The sequence below is a fragment of the Streptomyces sp. NPDC002573 genome (assembly GCF_042889625.1).
GTDB classification, from domain to species: domain Bacteria; phylum Actinomycetota; class Actinomycetes; order Streptomycetales; family Streptomycetaceae; genus Streptomyces; species Streptomyces gibsoniae.
Map to the genome: position 1 here is coordinate 129,407 of NZ_JBIARC010000013.1, position 22,020 is coordinate 151,426.

Consider the following 22,020-nt stretch of genomic DNA (forward strand, 5'->3'; position numbering starts at 1 on the left):
GGGCGAGGCCGTGCACGCACGTGCGCCCGCCCCCCTCCGGGAGGGGGACGGGCGCGACGCGGTCACCTCAGGGCGAGCCGGTCAGTGACGGCGCCACGAGTCGACGTAGCCCGGGGCGGGCGAGCCCACGCCGGTCACGTCGTCGTAGCCCTTCACGGCCTGCAGGGAGCTGTCCTTGCCGAGGCTGCGGACGGAGGTTCTCACACCGCCGGTCGCGTCGATGCCGTTCACGAAGTCGATGCGCGCCACGGCGAGGCCGGAGCCCGTCGGGTCGTCGGTGACGTCGTGGAACGACTTCGAACCGTACTTGGCGTAGATCGCCGGGTTGGCGAAACCGATCGCCGAGCCGCCGTGCGCCTCCTGCGCCAGGGCCTGGACGGCCGCGATCACCGGCGCGGCGAGCGAGGTGCCGCCGATCCGGTACTCGCTGTACTGCTGCGACCCGTCGGGGAAGGTCTGCGTCTGGCCGACCTTGAAGCCCGTGTTGGGGTCGGCGATCGCCGCGATGTCCGGGACGACGCGGTTGCCCGCGGCGTTGTTCGCCGTGGCGAGCGCGTTCGGGACGACGCCCTTCTGGTAGTACGGCTGCGGCACGGTCTTGCTGGTGCCGCCGCCCGCGCCGGAGGTGAACGCGCCGGGGAAGTTCGTCCAGCTCTTGCCGTCCGCGGACAGCGTGGCCTTCTCGGTGCCCCAGCCGGTCTCCCACTGGTACTTGTCGCCCTTGCCGACGGCCAGCGAGGTGCCGCCGACCGCGGTCACCCACGCCGAGTTGGCCGGGGTGTCGACCTGCTTCGTCCCGGTGTGGGCGACCTCGTCGCCGTTGTCACCGGAGGAGAAGTAGAAGCCGATGCCCTCGACCGCGCCGAACTGGAAGACCTGGTCGTAGGCGGCCGCGAGGTCCGGCGTCTGGTTGGCCTCGATGTCGCCCCAGGAGTTGGAGACGATGTCGGCCAGGTGGTTGTCGACGACCTTGCTGAGCGAGTCGAGCAGGTCGTCGTCGTAGCAGGACGCCGCGCCGACGTACGTGATGTTCGCACCGGGGGCGACCGCGTGCGCGGCCTCGACGTCCAGGGTCTCCTCGCCGTACCAGCCGGCGGCCCCGCACTCCTGGGTCTTCGTGTAGTTGGCCGGCAGCACCTGGTGCAGCTGGCTGGTGCTGAACGCGGCGTCGCCGTGGTTCTTCGCGTAGGTGGCCGCGTCGAAGGCGATGGTCGGCGAGGCGTAGGCGTCGGTGATGGCGATCCGGACGCCCTTGCCCGTGTACTTCCCGGCGCCGTAGGCGGCCCGGAGCTGCTTGCCGGTGTAGCCCTCGACGGCGTAGGGGATCTTGGAGCCGTACGCGTCCGGCAGCGTCGAGGCGACGTTGGAGCCGTAGTACGAGGAGAACGGTCCCGCGTTCTTGAACACGGCGTCCGGCGGCGGCAGCTGGTCGCTGTGGTCGGACTTGTGCGGGGCGTTGTCCAGGCCGGTGACGGTCAGGACGGCACCCTTGAGGGCCTGGGGCGCGGAGGCCGCCTTCGAAGGCGCGTGGTACGTCTTCGAGCCCTTGGTGTAGTTGTGCAGCTGAGTGCCGAACGCCTTCTCGGCGGCGGCCACGTCACCGGTGACGGCGACGTAGTGCTGCGTGACCGCGGTGACCTTGAGGCCCGAGGACTTCAGCCACGACTTGACCGCGGCCACCTGCGCCTTGGTCGCGCCGAAGCGCGCCTGCGACTGCTTGGCGTCGAGGTACTTGCCGTAGAGCGGCGAGCTCGGGTCGGAGACGGCCTTCGCGTAGGCGGCGAGGCCGGCGGAGTCGCGGCCGGCGAAGTAGACGCGGGCCGAGACCTGGGCGCTGTTCGCGGTCGCGCCCTTGTCCGCCTTGGCCGTGGCCCACGCGGGCTTGGTGCCCGCGAGCAGGTCCCGGCCGGGGTTGTCCGCGGCGTGCGCCGCGGGAATGCCGAGCGCCAGTGCGCCGGTGAGCAGCGGCAATGCGGCAGCCAAGCTCACCCCGGCGCGCGCCTTGGCGCGGTTGGATCTCATAAAACCCCCTGCTATGCGATGCGTCGCACGATGTGGTCGCGAATGATCCGCGTAGACAACCGCGTGGTGACGGCGCGGTGAATGGATCACGCGATGGGGTCACTCTGGCGATGAACCGTTCATGCCAGGGGAATGAAAAGGCCAAGAAGACCCCAAGTGACCGTCAGTAAGGGGTTTTTGTCACGGTTTCAGGGAACTGCCGTTGATTGCGGGGAGGTTGCGATCGTCGTGGATCCCTTGCGGAGACGTGCGATCCCCTCGTGACAGCCCCGGGCCGTCTCTGCCCGGGGGACGGTGGTCCTAGTCGCGCGGCTTGGCGCCCCGTTCCTTGAGCATCGTCGCCATCAGCTCGATCTCCGACTGCTGGGCGTCGACCATGCCCTGGGCGAGTCTCTTCTCCACGCCCACGGTGCACTTGGCGACACAGCCCTCGGCCATGTGGATGCCGCCCTTGTGATGGTCGGTCATCAGCTGCAGATAGAGGATCTCGGCCTGCTCGCCCCGCAGCGTGTTCAGCTTCTGCAGCTCGGTGTTGGTGGCCATGCCCGGCATCAGCGCGCCGTCCTTGCCGGAGGCCATGTCGCCCATGCCCATCCAGGTCATCGGCGGATCGGCGGACACCTTCGGCAGTCCCCAGAGGTCGAGCCAGCCCAGCAGCATGCCGCGCTGGTTGGCCTGCGTCTGCGCGATGTCGTACGCGAGCCGGCGCAACTCCTCGTTGTTCGTGCGGTCGCGCACGATGTACGACATCTCCACGGCCTGCTGGTGGTGGACCGCCATGTCCCGCGCGAAGCCGGCGTCGGCGGATTCGGCGGTGGGCACCTTCGTGGTGGGCGGGGTGTCCTCGGCCGCGGCGTAGGTGATCGCTCCGGCCGCGACGAGCGCCGCCGCCGCGGCCCCCGCGATCCAGCCGATGTGCCTCACTGGCCCAGCCCGCCCGTGCAGGCGGCGCCCGGCTCGGGCGTCTGGTCACCCTGGACGAACGTGGCGAAGAACTTGTCCACGGCCGGGTCGTTCGCGCTCCTGACCGTGCGCTGGTGGGCCCAGGCGCTGAGCATGATCGGGTCCTTCTGGTCCTCGACGGGGCTCATCAGCGTGTACGGCGTCCCCTTCACCTTGGCGGCGAGCGCCTCGACGTCGCTCTTGGCCGCCTTGCTGTTGTACGTCACCCAGACCGCGCCGTGCTCCAGGGAGTGCACGGCGTTCATGTTGTTGACCGGCTTGGTGTAGACGTCGCCGTTGCAGTTCTGCCAGATCGGGTTGTGGTTGCCGCCGACCGGGGGCTCCATGGGGTAGGTCACGGGGGCGGTGGTGTGGGTGCGGCCCAGGGTGCCCTTCCAGGTCTTCACCCCGTCCGCGCCGGTGACGAAGTGGCCCGTGTCACCCTTCGTGGTGCCTTTCGCACCGCTCTTCCCGTCGCCCTTCATGCCGTCCTTCGTGCTGCTCGCCGCGACGGCCTTGTCGCCGGTCTGCGACTGGATGAGGACGACTCCACCGGCGACGAGGCCGCCGACGACGACCACGCTCGCCGCGATCGTGAGGATCCGGTTGCGCCGCTCGCGGGCGCGCTCTGCGCGTCGCATCTCCTCTATCCGGGCCTTGCGCTCGGCGGAGCCGGTCTTGTTGGCGGAACCCATGGCCAGTCCTTTGGAAGGAGGGACGTTCGGGACCGCTGATGGTAATGGGGACGGGAGACGGGAACGTAGACCGGACACGCGAATGACCGAAGAAGCGGCTTTCGTTCCGATAATTTGAAGACGAGATGCGCATTATTTACGCTGGTGGCATGCGGCTGTTGCGATCCACCGACCTCGCGTTGCGCGTCCTGATGCGGCTCGCCGTCGTCGGCGAGTCCAACCCCACGACCCGTGAGGTCGCGGAGGCCATGGACGTGCCCTACACCCATGCCGCCAAGGTCGTCGCCGAACTCCAGCACATGGGCCTGCTGGTGGCCCGTCGCGGCCGGGGCGGCGGGCTCGCGCTCACCGAGACGGGACGCAAGGCGTCCGTCGGTGCGATCGTCCGCGCCTTCGAGGGGGAGGGCGACGTCGTCGAGTGCGAGGGGGCCACGCCGTGCCCCCTGCACACCGGCTGCCGGCTGCGCGGCGCGCTGCGCCGGGCCCAGGAGGCGTTCTTCGCAGCGCTGGACCCGGTGACGGTGGAGGACGTGGTGGCGGCGCCGACGGGACTGCTCCTGCTGAACATCTCCCGCAGGCCCTGACCGAGGGCTCCGACCCCATGCGGAACACCCCGGGCGCCGCGGCCCGGGGTGCTGGGTCACTGGGGGATTGCGGGCAGGTCAGCCCTGGGCCAGCCAGAGGTCCGGCCCGAACACCTCGTAGTGGATGTCGGCGGGCGCCACGCCCTTGTCCAGGAGCTGGGTGCGCACCGCCCGCATGAAGGGCACCGGACCGCACAGGTACGCGCGCGTGCCCGAGGCGACCGGCACCGTGGAGAGGTCGACGCGACCGGTGCGCGCGGTCTCGGGAGCCTCCTGCTCGTACCAGAAGTGCACGGCGGTGTCCGGCAGCTTCGCGGCGAAGGCCTCGTGATCACCGCGCAGGGCGTGGGTGACGGGGGAGCGGTCCGCGTGCACGACCGTGACCGGGGCGGTGTGGCCGGTGCGGGCGAGCTGCTCCAGCATGGCGATCATCGGGGTCACGCCGATACCGGCGGAGGCGAGCACCAGCGGCTGGTCCGTCTGCTCCAGGACGAGATCGCCGTACGGGGCCGACAGTTCGACGGTGTCGCCCTCGTGCACCTGGGCGTGGAGGTGGCTGGAGACCTCGCCGTCGGGGCCCGTGTCGCCCTGCACGCGCTTGACGCTGATCTGGCGCAGCGGCGAGCCGGGGGCGGCGGAGAGGCTGTACTGGCGTATCTGCCGGGCGCCGTCGGGGAGTTCGACGCGGACGGAGACGTACTGGCCGGGAAGGAACTCCGGGACGGGGCCGTCGTCGGCCGGGCGGAGCTGGAAGGTGGCGACGTCCTCGGTCTCCTCGATGCGTCCGGCGACCGTCCAGGTCCGCCAGCCGGTCTGCCCGCTCACCGCGTACAGCCGCTTCTCGATCGCGATCAGCGCGTTCGCCATCAGCCAGTAGACCTCGTCCCAGGCGGCCGCGACCTCGGCGGTCACCGCGTCGCCGAGGACCTCCACGATGGCCGCGAAGAGGTGCTGGTGGACGACCTTGTACTGGTCGGGCGCCACGCCCAGCGAGGCGTGCTTGTGGGCGATGCGGTTGAGCATCACGTCGGGGCGCTCGTCCGGGCGGTCCACCAGGTACGCGGCGAAGGCGGCGATCGAGCCGGCCAGCGCCTGGCGCTGGGTGCCGGCCGCCTGATTACCGCGGTTGAAGAGGTCGCGCAGCAGCTCCGGGTGGGCGGCGAACAGCCCGTCGTAGAAGCGCTCGGTGATCTCGCCCAGAGCGGCACCGACGGCGGGAAGGGTGGCGCGCACGGTGGCGGCGGACTGTTCGGACAGCATCGGGTCTCCTTTGCGTGGGGGTGGGGGCGGCCCGTTCGGCGTCCCCAACGGTAATAAAATTTGCATCTCAGATGCAAGTTTTCAACTCGGGGGCAGCCGGACGGGGGCAGCCGTTACGAATGGGCCGACGAACAGGCAAGATGGGCGGCAGAGCGGAACACCTGCGGTGCGCGGGCGTTCAGTGCGGGGCCGGTCGGCCGATCAAGGTCCGCAACGCGCACGAAACGGTGGTGTGGTGGGATGCTCAGGTGCCCGACCGTCTCTCCCGTGGCATCGGGCGGCAGGCGGCCTGACCAGCAAGGATGGGGAAGCGGAAGATGGACAAGCAGCAGGAGTTCGTGCTCCGTACGTTGGAGGAGCGCGACATCCGTTTCGTACGCCTGTGGTTCACGGACGTGCTGGGCTTCCTCAAGTCCGTGGCCGTGGCGCCCGCCGAACTGGAGCAGGCCTTCGACGAGGGCATCGGCTTCGACGGCTCCGCCATCGAGGGCTTCGCGCGGGTCTACGAGTCCGACATGATCGCCAAGCCGGACCCGTCCACCTTCCAGGTCCTGCCCTGGCGCGCCGAGGCCCCGGGCACGGCCCGTATGTTCTGCGACATCCTCATGCCGGACGGCTCCCCGTCGTTCGCGGACCCGCGCTACGTCCTCAAGCGCGCCCTGGCCCGCGCCTCCGACCTCGGCTTCACCTTCTACACCCACCCCGAGATCGAGTTCTTCCTGCTGAAGGACCGCCCCCTCGACGGCAGCCGCCCCACCCCGGCCGACAACTCCGGCTACTTCGACCACACCCCGCAGAACGTCGGCATGGACTTCCGCCGCCAGGCGATCACGATGCTGGAGTCGATGGGCATCTCGGTCGAGTTCTCCCACCACGAGGGCGCGCCGGGCCAGCAGGAGATCGATCTGCGCTACGCGGACGCGCTCTCCACGGCGGACAACATCATGACGTTCCGCCTGGTCATGAAGCAGGTGGCGCTGGAGCAGGGCGTGCAGGCGACCTTCATGCCCAAGCCCTTCTCGGAGCACCCCGGCTCCGGAATGCACACGCATCTGTCCCTCTTCGAGGGCGACCGCAACGCGTTCTACGAGTCGGGCGCCGAGTACCAGCTCTCCAAGGTCGGCCGCTCCTTCATCGCGGGTCTGCTGCGGCACGCGGCGGAGACCTCGGCGGTCACCAACCAGTGGGTGAACTCCTACAAGCGCATCTGGGGCGGCTCCGAGCGCACGGCGGGCGCCGGCGGCGAGGCCCCCTCCTACATCTGCTGGGGCCACAACAACCGCTCCGCCCTCGTCCGCGTCCCGATGTACAAGCCGGGCAAGACCGGGTCGGCGCGGGTCGAGGTCCGCTCGCTCGACGCGGGCACCAACCCGTATCTGGCCTACGCGGTCCTGCTGGCGGCCGGTCTGAAGGGCATCGAGGAGGGCTACGAGCTTCCGCCGGGTGCCGAGGACGACGTCTGGGCCCTCACGGACGCCGAGCGCCGCGCGATGGGCATCGAACCCCTCCCGCAGAACCTCGGCGAGGCGCTCAACCTGATGCAGCGCAGCGACCTCGTCGCGGAGACCCTCGGCGAGCACGTGTTCGACTTCTTCCTGCGCAACAAGCAGGCCGAGTGGCACGAGTACCGCTCGGAGGTCACGGCGTTCGAGCTGCGCAAGAACCTGCCGGTGCTGTAGGCGCAGGTCAGAGGCCATAGATCGACAAAAGAGCCGTGGGGCCCACGACGACTGGTCGTAGGCCCCACGGGCGCTCTTCGGGCTCTGGGCCGTCTACGGGCCGTCGGGCGCGGAGGCGGCGTCGTACGTGCCGTCCACGGCTTTCCGGGTCCGTCCCTCGCTGCTCGGCATGGGGTGCGTGTAGACCCTCAGCGTGAACCCTGGGTCACTGTGCCCGAGGTACGTGCTCAGCGCCTTGATGTTCTCGCCGGCGTCCAGGAGCACGGACGCGTAGTGGTGAAGCAGTGCGTGCATACCGAGCCGGGGTGAGTGGTGGGCTGAATGAGGAGCCGCACCTCACTGAGATTCGTCTCGCTTCGGCTCCCCGAGCTGCGGTGATGACCCAGACACGAGGGGCTCGACTCGAAGATCACAAGTGGGCATCGAGGCGCGGGAACGCGAGGGCCGGGCTGCCAGGAGGAGAAGAGGCACGAGCGAGAGTTCGGCGAGGGCCGCGAGTGGGAGGCCGTCGGTTGCGGTCGGGACGGTGGCGGCGAGGTGGCCGAGGGCGAGGAAAAGGAAGTCCCGGGACCAGGTCGCGGTCGGTCGGCCGCAAGCACAGGCGAAGGCCCGGGACGCCCCCCGAAAGCATGCGACGACCCAGAGCAGGGCGAGGGCGAAGTAGACATAAGTCATCCACGTAGGGCCGGGGCGGTCAGGTTCGCGGGGGAAGGCCACAGCAATGACAGTGATCCCGGCGAGCAGAACAAACAGCCAGATGGCCTCGACGATCAGCACCAGACCGAGGACGATGCAAGCAACCCTGCGCAACGGCGCTCCTCTGCGGAGAGGGAAGAGAAGAAAGGCGACGGAACGATACCGGCCGAAGAAGGATGACAAGCCAGAGGTCACCCCAATGATCGCCCCCGAATGACCCTGCCAGATCGGCAGGTCATCTGGTCATGCTCGCCAGCCTCAGTCCTCCAAACCAGCCACGCGCCTCCAGGCCCCCAAGACCCCGTCCGTCGCCGATCGGCGCGTTCCGCAGGATGGTTTTGCCCCCTGCTTCAAGGGCACGCGGCCAGTGAGAGTCCGCGGAGGTGCTGAGATGAGTGTCGGGGAGAAGGCCAAGGCGAAGGCCGAACAGGTCGCCGGAAAGATCGTGCGGAAGACGGCCCACGCGGTGCACAAAGAAACCCTCGCAGCAAAGGGCGCCGCCCTCGAAGCGCAGGGTCGGATGCGGGGCGCGAAGGAGAAGACCAAGGACTCCTTCAAGCGCTGATGACGTCATGACATTGGTTGCCCCCTGATCACGTGGCACCGACCCATTTGCAAGGCAGTAGTCATCTGGCGGGCCCCCGTGCCAAGGGGCACAGCCGGGAGGGCCGCGTGCGAACTGGCTTCGGGTCCGGCTCTCCGGTCGGCTGTCCCGCGTGGCAGACACAGTGATTGATCATGCTCACAGCAAACACCAGAGCGAGGATTCGGTTGCCTGACTGATGACTCTCGGGCCGTCTCTGGGCCGTGCGAGGGAGCTCAACGACAACCAACTCTGACGTGGGCAGGGGAAACAGTCGGCCGTCACTTCACGAAGGCGCTCAGTCCGCCGGTCACGGCACGTCCGACGATGAGGGTCTGGATCTGCCGCGTGCCCTCGTACGAGTAGAGGGCCTCCGCGTCGGCGACGAAACGGCCGACGTTGTAGTCGAGGAGGATGCCGTTGCCGCCCAGCAGTTCCCGCGCCCACCCCATGTTTTCGCGCATCAGCGAGGTGGAGTAGGCCTTCGCAAGGGCGGACTGTTCGTCCCGGTACACCTCGGCGTCCTGCAGCTGGGCCAGGCACACCATCATCCCGCAGCAGGCCGTGGCGTTGCCGATCATCTTCGCCAGCAGGTCCTGAATGAGCTGGAAGCCCCCGATCGGGCGCCCGTACTGCAGGCGATCCTTTGCGTACTGCAGGGCGATCTCGTAGGCGCCGAACATCACTCAGCGGCCGGTGAACGCGGCGTCGCGGCGCTCGACGAAGGACCGGATGCCTTCGGCGCCGTCGGCGGTGGCGACGAGCCGGGCGACGTCGGGGCGCAGCCGCCCGATCGCGGCCCTCTCGCCCTGCTCCTGTGCCAGGTGGGCGGAGCCGAGGACGGCCCGCACTCCCAGCGGGGCCGACTTCTCGGCGATGACGCGGGCGATCTGCGTGGCGCGCTCGATCGCGGCCGGTCCGTCGGCGGCGAGTTCCTGCACCAGGCCGATGCGGTGAGCCTCCGCGGCATCGAACTCCTCCCCGGTGAGGACCCAGCGCATGGCGTTGCCCCGGCCGGCCTGCTGAGGGAAGCGGAAGGTGGCGCCACCGAAGGGGTAGATGCCGCGGCGGACCTCCAGCTGGGCAAAGCGCGCGTCCTGGGCCGCCACGCGGATGTCGGCCGCGAGCAGCAGCTCGATCCCGAGCGTCATCACCCAGCCCTGCGCCGCCGCGACGACCGGCTTGGTCCAGGGCCCGTCCAGCCGCCAGGGGTCACGGCCGCCCTCGGCGGCGCCGAGCTTCCCCGCGGCCAGCTCCTCGCCGACGTCGACCATGTCCAGGCCACCCGTGAAGTGGTCGCCGTGGGCGAACAGGACCCCGCACCACAGGTCGTCGTCGGACTCCAGCAGGCCGTAGGCGGCCGACAGCTCGGTGAGCATCCGCCGGGTGAACGCGTTGCGCTTGGCCGGGCGGTTCAGGCCCATCAGCAGGACGTGCCCGTCCCGTTCGACGGTGACCTCGGCAGCGTCCGCGGGAGTGGGACTCATCAGCCCTCCTCGGCAGTCGCACGATGAGACCTACTGGACGGTAGCGGTCCGAGCGCACCAGTACCCGCCCGACGCGCCCAAAGCAGTCTCCGCCGTCCTGGCGCGACGCAGGGTGCTCTCGTTTTCCGGTGGCCGGGGCGTCGTGGGTCGCGAACAGTTTGATTTTCTTCCGCTTCCGGTGGTGGGTCGAATATCTACCGATCAAGCCGGGCCCGCCCCTATGCTGCTCGCGGCGGTGCTGTGGTTTCACCGCTTCGGGGGCGAAGAGCGGGCGGGGGAACGGTGGCTGTTTTCGGCAATTTATTCTCATGGCTGTTCGAAGGGGTGTACCGGGGGGACGAGGACGGGGAACGTCATCTCGAGGCGATTCGGGCGCTTCAGCCGCAGCGTGACGATGCCTTCGAGCACGACTATCTGTATTCGTGCCTCAGTGTTCTCGATTCCAAGGCCCAGGCGCTTCTCTCCTACGACGGAATCCTGATGGCCGCCAGTTCGATCACGCTGTCCCTGTTCTCGCGGGACATCACCACGGGCAGCTTGCTGGTCCTCTCGTCCCTTGTCGTGAGTGTCGTCTCCTCCGCCCTGTGTCTGAGTGTCGTATGGGTGCACTGGACCGACACGGGCGAGCTGGAGAACTCCGAGGACCTCTTTCTGAAACTGCTGCATGTGCGCAACCGGAGGACGCTGAGCTATCGGATCTCCTGGATCGTCGCGCAACTGGCGGCGATCCTGCTTCTGCTCGGCGTGGTCCTCCAGAGAAGGGCGGCGTGAAAGCGGCGTCGATAGGATTTCCCGAAGAGTCTCGTCGCCGCCTCGCGTTTCGCTTCTTTTCCCTGAAAAGGACGCTTACCCGCACTGTCGACCTGTCAGGTCTCCTGGCGTATGCTGCCGGGCGTGACTCTCACAACGGTGGACAGGGAATGCTTCGAAGCCGCGCTGGCAGAGGCGCGGAAGGGGCTGGAGGCCGGTGGGGTTCCCGTCGGCGCCGCCCTCCAGCGGGACGGCGGTCTCGTCGCCGTAGGCCACAACGAGCGGGTTCAGCGCAACGATCCCATTGCCCACGGCGAGATGGCGTGCCTTCGCAACGCCGGCCGATTGACGTCGTACGAGGGCACCACGCTGTACACGACCTTGTCTCCGTGTGAAATGTGCACCGGAGCGGTTCTTCTTTTCGGTATCAAGCGACTGGTGGTCGGTGAGGCGGCGACCTTCGCGGGGAATCTGAATGCCTTCACGGAACGCGGCGTGGAAGTCATTCTCCTCGACGACGCGCGCTGCAAGGATCTGATGGCGGAATTCCAGAAGCGCTATCCGGACGTCTGGGCCGAGGACATCGGCGAGGCGCCGTCGGCCGAGGCCGAACGCGTCATCTGACGTACGCCGGGGACACGGCCGCGGTGCTGATGCGCCGCGGCTTTCCCGTGCCGTCCGCCGGGAGGGTGTACAGATCCGCCCCGTAGTCGCCGGGGAGGGCGTAGGCCAGGGTGTGGTCGTCCCGCCAGACGACCTGGTCGTCCACGCTCCGGGGCTCCGCCAGCGCTGTCTCGTGGAGCGTGCGCAGATTCAGGACGTACAGATGCCAGGGCGCGTCCTTGGGCAGGCCCGGTACGCGCTTCTTGAACGCGATCCGGGTGCCGTCGGGCGACAGGGACGGGCACTCCACATTGGTGTGGAGGGTGGTCACCGTGCGACTGCGCAGATCGCCGCGGATCAGATAGGTGCTCCCCTGTGTGGCGAGCGTCGCGTAGAAGGTGCGGTCGTCGGAGGCGAAGGTCACGCCCCAGAAGTTCACGTCCGCCGCGTGGTAGGTCCGGCCGTCCTTGACGATCCGGTACGCCTCCAGGGACTCGGTGAGCTCGCCCGTGCGGGTGTCCACGATCGCCGCGCGGGTCGAGAAGTTCGTCCCGGCGTACGAGTCGCCGCCCACGAACGCCGTCCACGCGGCATAGCGGCCGCTCGGGGAGACCCGGGCGCGGGACGGGATGCCCGGGACGTCGTAGCGGGCCCTGATGCGCAGGGAGGCGTCGAGGATCACCGCGCGGTAGGTGTCGGAGACCGGGCCGTGGACCGCCTGGAGACAGACCCCGGTGCCCGAAGCGGCGTAGAAGCGCAGGCACTTCACGCGTGACGCCGTGCGCGGCCCCGAGGGGTCGGTGGCGGGGGCCGACACCAGTTCGTCGCGGTGCGGGCCCCACGCCATGTTGCGGAACACCACGCGGCCGGGCTCCGTCAGGGTCACCGCGCCGGAGGTGATCCGCGGGCCGCCCACCCGGGGCTGGTTTCTGCGCTCCGCGCGCGCCGAGGCGTGCAGCACCGAGGCCGTGGCGACCCCGGTGAGCACCACGAGCGCCGAGAGCAGGACCAGGATGCGGGTGCGGGTCGTCATGCCGTGCCTTCCGAGCGGTTCGTCGCCGCGGCGTCCGGGTGCCGGACCGCCGGGGCCTGCGGTCGAAGGGTCAGGGCGAAGACCGCGCACACCGCCAGCGCCGCCGTCGACACCAGGAGCGCGCTGCGGTCGCCCCACACGGTCCACAGCGCCCCGAACCCCAGTGAGCAGACGAACCGGGCCAGCGCCTGACCCGTCTGCACCAGGGCGAGACCGGAGGAGCGCAGGGCCTCCGGGACGCTGTCCGACGCCGCCGCCATGAGCACGCCGTCGGTCGCCGCGTAGAAGCCGCCGTGCAGGGCGAGCACGGCGTACGGCAACGCGGCCGAGTGCCAGGAGGTGAGCAGCAGGGCGTACGCCGCGAGCAGCGCGCCGTGACCCGCCAGGAAGATCCGCCAGCGGCCCACCCGGTCCGCTAGCCGCCCCAGCGGCACCGCGAGGACCAGGAACGCCGCCGCCGTGCCCAGCGGAAGCAGCGCGAACCAGCGGTCGGGGACGCCGAGGCGCCGTTGCAGCAGCAGATAGACGAACGAGTCGCTGACGGTCGCGAGGCCCAGCAGCAGCGCGCAGACCGTGATCCGGCGCAGCTCGCGGCGGCGGAGGAGGGCGAGAGCGGCACGGAGGGTGGGGCGGGCGTCGTCCTCGGGAGCCGGGGCGCGGCGGTCGGCGGGTTCCACGGCGTGGCCGCCGCCGGGCTCCGCGACGCGGCTGTCGCGCGGTTGCGCGGTACGGCCGCCGTTCGGGACGAACAGGACCAGCACCAGGACACCCGCCAGGGCGACACAGAAGCTGACCGTGAACACCGCGTCGTACCCATCCACGGTGGCCCGCAGGACCACGAACGCCAGGAGCGGGCCGAGCAGCGCGCCCGCGGTGTCCATCGCCCGGTGCACCCCGAAGGCCCGGCCACGGGTCTCCGGCGTGCTGGACAGCGAGATCAGGGCGTCCCGGGGTGCCGTCCGCAGTCCCTTGCCGGTGCGGTCGGCGGCCAGGACCAGGCCGATGGGGGTCAGGGTGTGCGCGAGCAGCAGAAGCGGTTTGCAGAGGGCCGAGATGCCGTAGCCGAGGCCCGCCACCCACTTGTGCCGCCCGCCGCCCCGGTCGGCCAGATGGCCCCCGGCCAGCCGTACGACCGCGGAGAAGCCGTTGTAGACGCCGTCCAGGAGGCCGAAGCCCAGCGGGGACAGGCCGAGCCCCGCCACCAGGTACAGCGGGAGCACCGCCGTGACCATCTCGGACGAGACGTCGGTGACCAGGCTGACCGTGCCGAGGGCGAGCACCGTGGGGGCGATCGCGGCGCGGCGCCGCCCGGCGAAGGGCCGGACGGCGCCGTCCGCGGACGCCGGCGCCGATGGGGTACTCGCGCGGCTGTCCGCTACGTACACGTCACGACGCCCAGATGCCGGTGATGTCCTTGCCGGAGGCCGCGTTGCCCGCGTGCGTCGTCAGACCCTGGGAGTCCTCCAGGGTGCGCAGCAGGTCGTAGTGGTTGTACGTGGTGGAGCTGCTCGCCCCGGCCGTGACCGGCTGGCCGTACAGCACCGTCGGGATGCGGTTGCCGCTGAGCCGGTTGTCCTCGTCGAAGGTGACGACGAGCAGGCTGTTGTGGGTCTTGGCCCAGGTGGCGTACGCGCCGAGGTTGTTCTTCAGCCAGGTGTCACCGGTCGACACCGAGCAGTCGTGCATGTCGCTGCACAGGTTGGGGACGACGAAGGACACCTGCGGCAGTGTCGAGTAGTCGCTCGGGAACTGCGCGAACGTCTTCGCGGACGACGTCGGCACATTGCTGAAACCGAACCACGGGTTGTGCTTGCGGGCGTAGTTGCCGCTGCTGCACGTGGTCGAGCCCTGGCTGGGCAGCGTCTCGTTGTAGCTCGCCCAGGTCCGGCCTGCGGCGATCAGCTCGGAGGCCAGGTTCGGGGCGGAGGAGAAGCCGGGCGTGTAGCAGCTGTCGTCCGTGACGCCCTGGGTGGAGCCGGAGAACAGCGCGAAGTAGTTGGGCTGGCTGGGGTGGGTCTCGGCGTACGACTGGGCCAGGTTGGCGCCGCCGGACTTCAGCGAGTTGAGGTACGGGGCGCTGGAGGAGCCGATCACCTGGCTGTAGGCGTGGTTCTCGAAGACCACGACGACCACGTGGTCCGGGGTCGGCACGGCGCCCGCGGCGTGCGCGGGGGACTCGCCGCCGAGCCCCGCCCACAGTCCGAACGCCGCGGCGGCGAGGGCCGTCGCGGAGGCCACTGCGGTGCGGGTACGGCGGACCAATGAACTACCAGAACTGCCAGAACTGCTAGAACGGCCGAAAAGGCCGGAACTGCCGGACACTTCAACCTCCGGTGGGGGGAGGGTACGGGGTGGCGGTGCGAACAGATCATGCACACGCCAACATGCCGCCCCCTCTCGGCGTCTCACCCGTCGGATGAAGAGCCGGTGAATTGCTGCCGCGCGGCCGCCGCCGGGCCCTCGTGGGGGCGTGTTCGCAACTCCCGCACCAGCTGCGGTCCGCCGGACCCCGTGGCCCGGAATACGCCGGTGGGAACACGATCCCGAGGCACCGCGCGACGCCTGGGCGGGGCACTGGGGCTAGGCTCAAAGCCGCAGGACCTTGATCGACGCTCGGGAGGCCAAGGGATGACCGTGCCCCAAGGACGCAGAAGCAGCACCTTCACCCGGCTGCTGCGGCACGGCTTCACCGACCCCTCCGCCGCCGAGCGGCTCCTGGAGAGCGTCGAGCTGGCGCCGATAAGGACCGACCCCGTTCTGCTGGAGGCCCTGGGCGCGACCGCCGACCCGGATCTGGCGCTGCACGGACTGGTCCGGCTCGTGGAGGCGCAGCCCGACCCCACCGCCCGGCGCGAGCTGCTCGACACCCTGATCGCGGCCAAGCCCCTGCGGGACCGGCTGCTCGGCGTCCTCGGCGCGTCCGCCGCGCTCGCCGACCACCTCGCCCGCCACCCCGGCGACTGGCACGTCCTGGTCACCTACGAACCCCAGGACCTCCACCCCGGGGTGGAGGAGTTCGAACGGCAGCTCGCGGAGGCCGCCGACCCCGTCTCCCTGCGCGTCGCCTACCGCCGCTGTCTGCTGTCGATCGCCGCACGCGACGTGTGCGGCACCACCGATGTCGCCCAGACCGCCGCCGAACTGGCCGACCTCGCCACCGCCACCCTCCGCGCCGCCCTCGCCATCGCCCGGACCGCCGCCCCCGACGACGCCGCGCACTGCCGGCTCGCGGTGATCGCGATGGGCAAGTGCGGCGGCCACGAGCTGAACTACGTCTCCGACGTGGACGTCATCTTCGTCGGCGAGACCCGCGACGGCGGCGACGAACGCAAGGCCCTGCAGGCCGCGACCCGGCTCGCCTCGCACATGATGCGGATCTGCTCCGAGACCACCGTCGAGGGGAGCATCTGGCCCGTCGACGCCAATCTGCGGCCCGAGGGCAGGAACGGCCCGCTCGTGCGCACCCTGAGTAGCCATCTCGCCTACTACCAGCGCTGGGCCAAGACCTGGGAGTTCCAGGCCCTGCTCAAGGCCCGTCCGGTGGCCGGAGACGTGGAACTCGGCGAGGAGTACGCGGCCACCCTCGCCCCCCTCGTCTGGGTGGCCGCCGAGCGCGAGAACTTCGTCGCGGACGTGCAGAAGATGCGCCGCAGGGTGGTCGCCAACATCCCCGTGGGAGAGGTCGAGCGCGAGCTGAAGCTCGGTCCCGGCGGCCTCCGGGACGTCGAATTCGCCGTACAGCTCCTGCAGTTGGTGCACGGGCGCGCCGACACCTCGCTGCGCAGCGGCACCACCCTGGACGCCCTGAAGGCGCTCGCGGCCGGCGGCTACGTCGGGCGCGTCGACGCCGGGCAGCTGGAGGAGGCGTACCGCTTCCTGCGCTCCCTGGAGCACCGCATCCAGCTCTACCGGCTGCGCCGCACCCATCTCGTCCCCGAGGACGAGAACGATCTGCGGCGCCTCGGCCGCTCCCTCGGGCTGCGCACCGACCCCGTGGACGGGCTGCGGCGCGAGTGGAAGCAGCACACCGGTGTCGTACGCCGGCTGCACGAGAAGCTGTTCTACCGCCCGCTGCTCGACGCGGTCGCCCAACTTGCCCCCGGCGAGGCCCGGTTGAGTCCCGACGCGGCCCGGGAGCGCCTGGTCGCGCTCGGCTACGCGGACCCGGCCGCCGCGCTGCGCCATCTGGAGGCGCTGGCCTCCGGCGTCACCCGCAAGGCCGCCATCCAGCGCACCCTGCTGCCCGTCCTGCTCGGCTGGTTCGCGGACTCCGCCGACCCGGACGCGGGTCTGCTGAACTTCCGCAAGGTCTCCGACGCGCTCGGCAAGACCCCCTGGTATCTGCGGCTGCTGAGGGACGAGGGCGCCGCCGCCGAGAACCTCGCCCGGGTGCTGTCCGCGGGCCGGCTCGCCCCCGACCTGCTGATGCGCGCGCCCGAGGCCGTGGCCCTGCTCGGCGACGGCGACGGCAGCGGCGGCGGGCTCGAACCGCGCGGCCGGACCCCGCTGGAGCAGGAGATCCTCGCCGCCGTCCGCCGCGCCGAGAACGCCGAGCAGGCGGTCACGGCGGCCCGCGGGGTACGCCGGCGCGAGCTGTTCCGGACGGCCGCCGCGGACATCGTCGGCTCGTACGGGACCGAGGACGCCCCCGCCCCCGCCGACCAGGGCGAGCTGATCGACCTCGTCGGCGGCGCGGTCTCGGACCTGACGGCGGCCACCCTCGCGGGCACGCTCCGCGCGGTCGTGCGGGCCGGCTGGGGCGACACCCTGCCCACCAGGTTCGCGGTCATCGGCATGGGCCGCTTCGGCGGGCACGAACTGGGCTACGGCTCCGACGCGGACGTCCTCTTCGTGCACGAGCCGCAGGAGGGCGTGGACGAGCGGGAGGCGGGCGAGGCCGCGAACAAGGTGGTGGCGGAGATGCGGCGGCTGCTCCAGCTGCCGAGCACCGATCCGCCGCTGCTCATCGACGCGGGACTGCGGCCCGAGGGCAAGTCGGGGCCGCTCGTGCGCACCCTGGCGTCGTACGAGGCGTACTACCGGCGCTGGTCGCTGGTGTGGGAGTCGCAGGCCCTGCTGCGGGCCGAGCCCGTGGCCGGGGACGAGGAACTGGGCCGCCGCTTCATCGAGCTGATCGACCCGCTGCGCTATCCGGCGGCGGGACTCGGCGGCGACGCCGTGCGCGAGATCCGGCGGCTGAAGGCCCGTATGGAGTCGGAGCGGCTGCCGAGGGGCGCGGACAAGACACTCCACACCAAGCTGGGCCGTGGCGGCCTGTCGGACGTGGAGTGGACGGTCCAGCTGCTGCAGCTGCGGCACGGCGCGCAGGTGCCGGAGCTGCGCACCACCCGCACCCGCGCCGCCCTCTCCGCCGCGCTCCAGGCCGGACTGCTGTCGGAGGAGGACACGGCGACCCTGGACGAGGCATGGGTGCTCGCGTCCCGGGTGCGCAACGCGGTGATGCTGGTCCGGGGGCGGGCGGGCGACACGTTCCCGACGGAGAGCCGGGAGCTGGCCGCGGTGGGCCGCTACCTGGGGTACGGGCCGGGGCACGCGGGCGACATGCTGGACGACTACCGGCGGACGACCCGCCGGGCCAGGACCGTGGTGGAGGAGCTGTTCTACGGCTCGTGACGGCGGTCCGCGGCCGGTGACGGTGGGCGAAGCGGTCCGGGCGCGGCCCTCACGCCTTCGCGGGCCGCAGCACCGGGCCGCCGGCCCCGGCCACCCGGCGTGGCAGTGAGAACGGCAGGGCGCCGTACCACAGCCAGGCCGTCGCGATGCCGGCCGAGAGGCAGAGCGTCCCGCCGACCGCGTCCAGCCAGAAGTGGTTCGCCGTGGCGACGATCACCGTCAGTGTCACCACCGGGTACAGCAGGCCCAGGATCCGTACCCAGTCCACGCCGGCCAGGGCGAACAGCGTCAGTCCGCACCACAGCGACCAGCCGATGTGCATCGACGGCATGGCCGCGTACTGGTTGGACATGTGCTTCAGATCGCCCGACGCCATCGAGCCCCAGGTGTGGTGCACCACCACCGTGTCGACGAAGTGCCCCCCGTTCATCAGACGGGGCGGCGCGAGCGGGAAGAAGTAGTAGCCGAGCAGCGCTGCCGCCGTGGTGGCGAACAGCGCGAGCCGGGTGGCCGCGTACCGGCCCGGATGGCTGTGGTACAGCCACACCAGGATCCCGATCGTCACCACGAAGTGCAGGGTGGCGTAGTAGTAGTTCATTCCGACGATCAGCCATGTCACCGAGTTGACGGCGTGGTTGACCGAGTTCTCTACCGCCATCCCCAGCTGGTGCTCCAGGCGCCACAGCCCGTCCGCGTTGGCCAGGGCCTTCGTCTTCTGCTCCGGCACGGCGTTGCGGATCAGGGAGTACGTCCAGTAACTGACCCCGATGAGCAGGATCTCGAACCAGAAGCGCGGGCGGCGCGGAGTGCGCATTCTGCGCAGGAGACTCTGACCCGTCCGGTCCTGCGCGTGGTCCGTGACGTCCTGTGGCTCGGCCGGCGCCCGGCCCTCCACTGTCGACACGGTCCTATCACCCATAGGCACAGAGTCTGCCAGAAAAGCCATCCTCTGCCGATCATCCCTTGGAAGGGTTCTGGCCGCATGTTCTCCACCTGGAGGACCCGTGGCGGGCGCCGGGGGCTACTGCCCAGTGCTGTGGCCGGGAAGGTTTGCCGGACAGCTCGTGGCGTCCGGTGCTGGGGGTGCCCCCGCGCCTTTCAGGCAGTGGGAAAGCATCGCAAGGCGGAGGATCGCCCGCGTACTGGGTGTACTCGGGCGATGCGACAACGCGGCGAGGTGCCGTGCCGGACGCCGCGAGCCGGCGAACCTTTCCGGTCGCAGCACTAGCTAGGGACGACTCCGGTCCCCAGGGGCCGAAGCGGTCGATCCCCGTACCACCAGCTCCGGCATGAACACGAATTCACTGTGCGGCGCGGGCGTCCCGCCGATCTCCTCCAGCAGCGTCCGCACGGCCGCCTGCCCCATCGCCGGGACCGGCTTGCGGATCGTCGTCAGCGGCGGGTCCGTGAAGGCGATGAGCGGGGAGTCGTCGAAGCCCACCACCGAGACGTCCGTGGGGACTTCCAGCCCGCGCTGCCGCGCCGCGCGTATCGCACCCAGCGCCATCATGTCGCTCGCGCACACCACGGCCGTGCACTCCCGCTCGATGAGCGCGCCGGCCGCCGCCTGGCCGCCCTCCAGGGTGTACAGGGAGTGCTGGATCAGCCGCGACTCGATGTCCTCCGGGGACAGCCCGAGCTGGTCCTGCATCGCGCGGACGAAGCCCTCGATCTTCCGCTGCACCGGCACGAAACGCCTGGGCCCGAGAGCCAGCCCGATCCGGCTGTGCCCCAGGGACACCAGATGGGTGACCGCCAGCGACATCGCGGCCCGGTCGTCGGGGGAGATGAAGGGCGCCTGCACCTTGGGGGAGAAGCCGTCCACCAGCACGAAGGGCACGCCCTGGGCGCGCAGCCGCTCATAGCGCTGCATGTCGGCGTTGGTGTCAGCGTGCAGTCCGGAGACATAGATGATGCCCGCCACCCCGCGGTCCACCAGCATCTCCGTCAGCTCGTCCTCCGTGGAGCCGCCGGGGGTCTGGGTCGCCAGCACCGGCGTGTACCCCTGCCGCGTCAGCGCCTGGCCGATGACCTGGGCGAGAGCCGGGAATATCGGGTTCTCCAGCTCCGGGGTGATCAGGCCGACCAGGCCCTCGCTGCGCTGGCGCAGCCGCACCGGGCGCTCGTAGCCCAGCACGTCGAGTGCGGCCAGCACGGACTGGCGGGTGGTCGCGGCGACGCCCGGCTTCCCGTTGAGGACACGGCTGACGGTCGCCTCGCTGACCCCCGCCTGCGCCGCGATGTCGGCAAGCCGTGTGGTCACGTGGCTGGACTGTACCGGTGGTGTCTCCGCTTGCCCACCAATCGGACGCCGGGCCCGGGCGGTTGGCCTGCCCGCTGCGGGTTGCTGCGTCATCGCGCTCCCTCGTGATCGTGTTCGGCGTCCGTGTCCGCAAGGGGATGATCCCCGCGCGGGCAACGCATGGCAAGAGCTTGCAGAGTCTTGCACAAGTGTCTGTGTCCCCCAGATCAGCCCGGAAGCCAGGTGTACCGACCCTCACGGACAGATCACGGGCGGGTAACCATCGTCAGCCCTTGCACTTTTTTTCTGCAAGGTCTTTCGCGTTGGTTGCATCGCTGTTACGTTCACGTCGCCCGGCGGAGCCCCCCACCCCTCGACCTCACTCGAGGGGCGGGGTTCCCATCGGCACAGTCGGCAGGGGCGGCGGACGGGACCGCCACCTGTAGCTACACGGGCTTTCACCCTCAAGGAGAACTCATGCGGCGTGGCATAGCGGCCACCGCGCTGGTGGCGTCCGTTGCCCTTGCGGCGACGGCCTGCGGCGGAAGTGACAGCGGCAGCAGCAAGTCCGACGGGCCGGTCACCATCACCTGGTGGGACACCTCCAACGCCACCAATGAGGCGCCGACGTACAAGGCACTGGTCGCGGACTTCGAGAAGGCCAACCCGAAGATCAAGGTCAACTACGTCGACGTCCCCTTCGACCAGGCGCAGAACAAGTTCGACACCGCCGCCGGCTCCAAGGGCGCCCCGGACGTGCTGCGCTCCGAGGTCGGCTGGACCCCCGCCTTCGCGAAGAAGGGCTACTTCCTGCCGCTGGACGGCACGCAGGCCCTCGCGGACAAGGACAAGTTCCAGTCCAGCCTGGTCCAGCAGGCCCAGTACCAGGGCAAGACCTACGGTGTGCCGCTGGTGACCGACACCCTCGCGCTGGTCTACAACAAGGCCCTCTTCAAGAAGGCCGGGATCACCGAGGCGCCGAAGACCTGGGACGAGCTGAAGTCCGACGCCGCCAAGGTCAAGGACAAGGCCGGTGTCGACGGCTACTGGGGCTCCACCCAGGCCTACTACGCGCAGAGCTTCCTCTACGGCGAGGGCACCGACACGGTCGACGCCTCCGCCAAGAAGATCACCGTGGACTCGGCCCCCGCGAAGAAGGCCTACGGCACCTGGCTGGGCCTGTTCTCCGGCAAGGGCCTGCACGCGGCCGACACCACCGCCGACGCCTACGCCCACATCCAGGACGCGTTCGTCAACGGCAAGGTCGCCGCGATCATCCAGGGCCCCTGGGAGATCACGAACTTCTACAAGGGCTCGGCCTTCTCGGACAAGTCCAACCTCGGCATCGCCCCCGTCCCGGCCGGCTCCTCCGGCAAGGCGGGCGCCCCGACCGGCGGTCACAACCTCTCCGTGTACGCGGGTTCGGACAAGGCCCACCAGGACGCGGCGCTGAAGTTCGTCAACTTCATGACCTCGGCGAAGTCCCAGGAGACCATCGCGCTGAAGAACTCCACGCTGCCGACGCGCGAGGACGCCTACAGCGCCCAGGTCAAGGCCGACCCCGGTATCGCCGGCTACCAGAGCGTGCTCAGCGCCGCCCAGCCGCGCCCGGCGCTGCCCGAGTACAGCTCGCTGTGGGGCCCGCTCGACACCGAGCTGCCCAAGATCGCAGGCGGCAAGGAGCCGCTGGACAAGGGCCTGAGCAACGCCGAGGTGGCCATCGCCAAGCTGGTCCCCGACTTCAGCAAGTGAGCCCTTGTGGCCGCCGGACCTTCCCCACCGGGGGGAGGGGGAGCCGGCGGCCACCGCC

At 70.2% G+C, this 22,020-nt stretch carries 17 protein-coding genes and 2 pseudogenes; 7 read left to right on the top strand and 12 right to left on the bottom strand.

All coding sequences use genetic code 11. The annotated features are described in order from the left end of the window. Positions 1-81 precede the first annotated feature (81 nt). The 3 genes from ACFYX0_RS15475 to ACFYX0_RS15485 form a co-directional block, all read right to left on the bottom strand. A complete protein-coding gene (locus tag ACFYX0_RS15475) occupies positions 82-2,022 on the bottom strand; it encodes a protease pro-enzyme activation domain-containing protein (RefSeq protein WP_388970494.1) in 1,941 nt (646 codons plus the stop codon). 300 nt (positions 2,023-2,322) lie between these two features. Then, the gene (locus ACFYX0_RS15480) at positions 2,323-2,946 is read right to left on the bottom strand and encodes a DUF305 domain-containing protein (RefSeq protein ID WP_388970496.1); all 624 of its coding nucleotides are present in this window, start codon (positions 2,944-2,946) and stop codon (positions 2,323-2,325) included. Next, complete coding sequence (locus ACFYX0_RS15485; protein WP_388970498.1) at positions 2,943-3,659, bottom strand: DUF3105 domain-containing protein; 717 nt, start codon at positions 3,657-3,659, stop codon at positions 2,943-2,945. The genes ACFYX0_RS15480 and ACFYX0_RS15485 overlap by 4 nt, the downstream gene beginning before the upstream one ends. Before the next feature lie 149 nt (positions 3,660-3,808). Here ACFYX0_RS15485 and ACFYX0_RS15490 point away from each other — a divergent pair, with 149 nt between their 5' ends. Continuing rightward, the gene (locus tag ACFYX0_RS15490) at positions 3,809-4,243 is read left to right on the top strand and encodes an RrF2 family transcriptional regulator (protein ID WP_388970500.1); all 435 of its coding nucleotides are present in this window, start codon (positions 3,809-3,811) and stop codon (positions 4,241-4,243) included. A 78-nt stretch (positions 4,244-4,321) separates the two neighbouring features. Here ACFYX0_RS15490 and ACFYX0_RS15495 read toward each other — a convergent pair whose 3' ends face one another. Next, complete coding sequence (locus tag ACFYX0_RS15495) at positions 4,322-5,503, bottom strand: globin domain-containing protein (protein ID WP_388970502.1); 1,182 nt, start codon at positions 5,501-5,503, stop codon at positions 4,322-4,324. 317 nt (positions 5,504-5,820) lie between these two features. Here ACFYX0_RS15495 and glnA point away from each other — a divergent pair, with 317 nt between their 5' ends. Next, positions 5,821-7,182 carry a type I glutamate--ammonia ligase gene (glnA, locus tag ACFYX0_RS15500; RefSeq protein ID WP_355916836.1) on the top strand — a complete coding sequence of 454 codons (1,362 nt, stop codon included), beginning with the start codon at positions 5,821-5,823 and terminating at the stop codon, positions 7,180-7,182. Positions 7,183-7,275: 93 nt separating this feature from the next. Here the strand turns inward: glnA and ACFYX0_RS15505 are convergent. Continuing rightward, positions 7,276-7,479, bottom strand: a pseudogene (locus ACFYX0_RS15505) (site-specific integrase); the annotation flags it as partial. A 790-nt stretch (positions 7,480-8,269) separates the two neighbouring features. Between ACFYX0_RS15505 and ACFYX0_RS15510 the strand changes: the two are divergent. Then, positions 8,270-8,443 carry a hypothetical protein gene (locus ACFYX0_RS15510; protein WP_355916830.1) on the top strand — a complete coding sequence of 58 codons (174 nt, stop codon included), beginning with the start codon at positions 8,270-8,272 and terminating at the stop codon, positions 8,441-8,443. A gap of 299 nt (positions 8,444-8,742) precedes the next feature. On the opposite strand, the pseudogene ACFYX0_RS15515 reads toward ACFYX0_RS15510, so the two are convergent. Continuing rightward, positions 8,743-9,147: pseudogene (locus tag ACFYX0_RS15515) on the bottom strand (acyl-CoA dehydrogenase family protein); the annotation flags it as partial. Next, entirely contained in the window at positions 9,148-9,948 is an 801-nt protein-coding gene (locus ACFYX0_RS15520; RefSeq protein WP_388970504.1) for a crotonase/enoyl-CoA hydratase family protein, read from the bottom strand. It lies immediately after the preceding pseudogene. 282 nt (positions 9,949-10,230) lie between these two features. Between ACFYX0_RS15520 and ACFYX0_RS15525 the strand changes: the two genes are divergently transcribed. Further along, entirely contained in the window at positions 10,231-10,719 is a 489-nt protein-coding gene (locus ACFYX0_RS15525; RefSeq protein ID WP_388970506.1) for a hypothetical protein, read from the top strand. Positions 10,720-10,842: 123 nt separating this feature from the next. Further along, on the top strand, positions 10,843-11,322 hold the full coding sequence (locus tag ACFYX0_RS15530) for a nucleoside deaminase (RefSeq protein WP_388970508.1): 480 nt from the start codon (positions 10,843-10,845) through the stop codon (positions 11,320-11,322). On the opposite strand, the gene ACFYX0_RS15535 is transcribed toward ACFYX0_RS15530, so the two are convergent. The 3 genes from ACFYX0_RS15535 to ACFYX0_RS15545 are packed head-to-tail and all read right to left on the bottom strand — an operon-like array spanning position 11,315 to position 14,596. Further along, on the bottom strand, positions 11,315-12,334 hold the full coding sequence (locus ACFYX0_RS15535; RefSeq protein WP_388970510.1) for a TolB family protein: 1,020 nt from the start codon (positions 12,332-12,334) through the stop codon (positions 11,315-11,317). The genes ACFYX0_RS15530 and ACFYX0_RS15535 overlap by 8 nt on opposite strands. Further along, complete coding sequence (locus tag ACFYX0_RS15540; RefSeq protein ID WP_388970511.1) at positions 12,331-13,719, bottom strand: MFS transporter; 1,389 nt, start codon at positions 13,717-13,719, stop codon at positions 12,331-12,333. Before ACFYX0_RS15540 ends, ACFYX0_RS15535 begins: the two co-directional genes overlap by 4 nt. A 1-nt stretch (position 13,720) precedes the next feature. Then, on the bottom strand, positions 13,721-14,596 hold the full coding sequence (locus ACFYX0_RS15545; protein WP_388970513.1) for an alkaline phosphatase family protein: 876 nt from the start codon (positions 14,594-14,596) through the stop codon (positions 13,721-13,723). Positions 14,597-14,962: 366 nt separating this feature from the next. Here ACFYX0_RS15545 and ACFYX0_RS15550 point away from each other — a divergent pair, with 366 nt between their 5' ends. After that, on the top strand, positions 14,963-17,968 hold the full coding sequence (locus ACFYX0_RS15550) for a bifunctional [glutamine synthetase] adenylyltransferase/[glutamine synthetase]-adenylyl-L-tyrosine phosphorylase (protein ID WP_388970515.1): 3,006 nt from the start codon (positions 14,963-14,965) through the stop codon (positions 17,966-17,968). A 49-nt stretch (positions 17,969-18,017) separates the two neighbouring features. Here the strand turns inward: ACFYX0_RS15550 and ACFYX0_RS15555 are convergent, their stop codons facing one another. Together ACFYX0_RS15555 and ACFYX0_RS15560 are read right to left on the bottom strand one after the other, a co-directional pair. Then, complete coding sequence (locus tag ACFYX0_RS15555; RefSeq protein WP_388970517.1) at positions 18,018-18,887, bottom strand: phosphatase PAP2 family protein; 870 nt, start codon at positions 18,885-18,887, stop codon at positions 18,018-18,020. A gap of 309 nt (positions 18,888-19,196) precedes the next feature. After that, on the bottom strand, positions 19,197-20,231 hold the full coding sequence (locus ACFYX0_RS15560) for a LacI family DNA-binding transcriptional regulator (RefSeq protein ID WP_388970519.1): 1,035 nt from the start codon (positions 20,229-20,231) through the stop codon (positions 19,197-19,199). Between the two features lie 456 nt (positions 20,232-20,687). Between ACFYX0_RS15560 and ACFYX0_RS15565 the strand changes: the two genes are divergently transcribed. Further along, complete coding sequence (locus ACFYX0_RS15565) at positions 20,688-21,962, top strand: extracellular solute-binding protein (protein WP_388970521.1); 1,275 nt, start codon at positions 20,688-20,690, stop codon at positions 21,960-21,962. Positions 21,963-22,020 lie beyond the last annotated feature (58 nt).

What these genes read in the sequence shown, in the direction of transcription:
- ACFYX0_RS15475 (WP_388970494.1), bottom strand. Translation starts at nt 2,022, where the DNA reads ATGAGATCCAACCGCGCCAAGGCGCGCGCCGGGGTGAGCTTGGCTGCC.
- ACFYX0_RS15485 (WP_388970498.1), bottom strand. Translation starts at nt 3,659, where the DNA reads ATGGGTTCCGCCAACAAGACCGGCTCCGCCGAGCGCAAGGCCCGGATA.
- ACFYX0_RS15490 (WP_388970500.1), top strand. Translation starts at nt 3,809, where the DNA reads ATGCGGCTGTTGCGATCCACCGACCTCGCGTTGCGCGTCCTGATGCGG.
- ACFYX0_RS15495 (WP_388970502.1), bottom strand. Translation starts at nt 5,503, where the DNA reads ATGCTGTCCGAACAGTCCGCCGCCACCGTGCGCGCCACCCTTCCCGCC.
- glnA (WP_355916836.1), top strand. Translation starts at nt 5,821, where the DNA reads ATGGACAAGCAGCAGGAGTTCGTGCTCCGTACGTTGGAGGAGCGCGAC.
- ACFYX0_RS15510 (WP_355916830.1), top strand. Translation starts at nt 8,270, where the DNA reads ATGAGTGTCGGGGAGAAGGCCAAGGCGAAGGCCGAACAGGTCGCCGGA.
- ACFYX0_RS15520 (WP_388970504.1), bottom strand. Translation starts at nt 9,948, where the DNA reads ATGAGTCCCACTCCCGCGGACGCTGCCGAGGTCACCGTCGAACGGGAC.
- ACFYX0_RS15535 (WP_388970510.1), bottom strand. Translation starts at nt 12,334, where the DNA reads ATGACGACCCGCACCCGCATCCTGGTCCTGCTCTCGGCGCTCGTGGTG.
- ACFYX0_RS15550 (WP_388970515.1), top strand. Translation starts at nt 14,963, where the DNA reads ATGACCGTGCCCCAAGGACGCAGAAGCAGCACCTTCACCCGGCTGCTG.
- ACFYX0_RS15555 (WP_388970517.1), bottom strand. Translation starts at nt 18,887, where the DNA reads ATGGGTGATAGGACCGTGTCGACAGTGGAGGGCCGGGCGCCGGCCGAG.
- ACFYX0_RS15565 (WP_388970521.1), top strand. Translation starts at nt 20,688, where the DNA reads ATGCGGCGTGGCATAGCGGCCACCGCGCTGGTGGCGTCCGTTGCCCTT.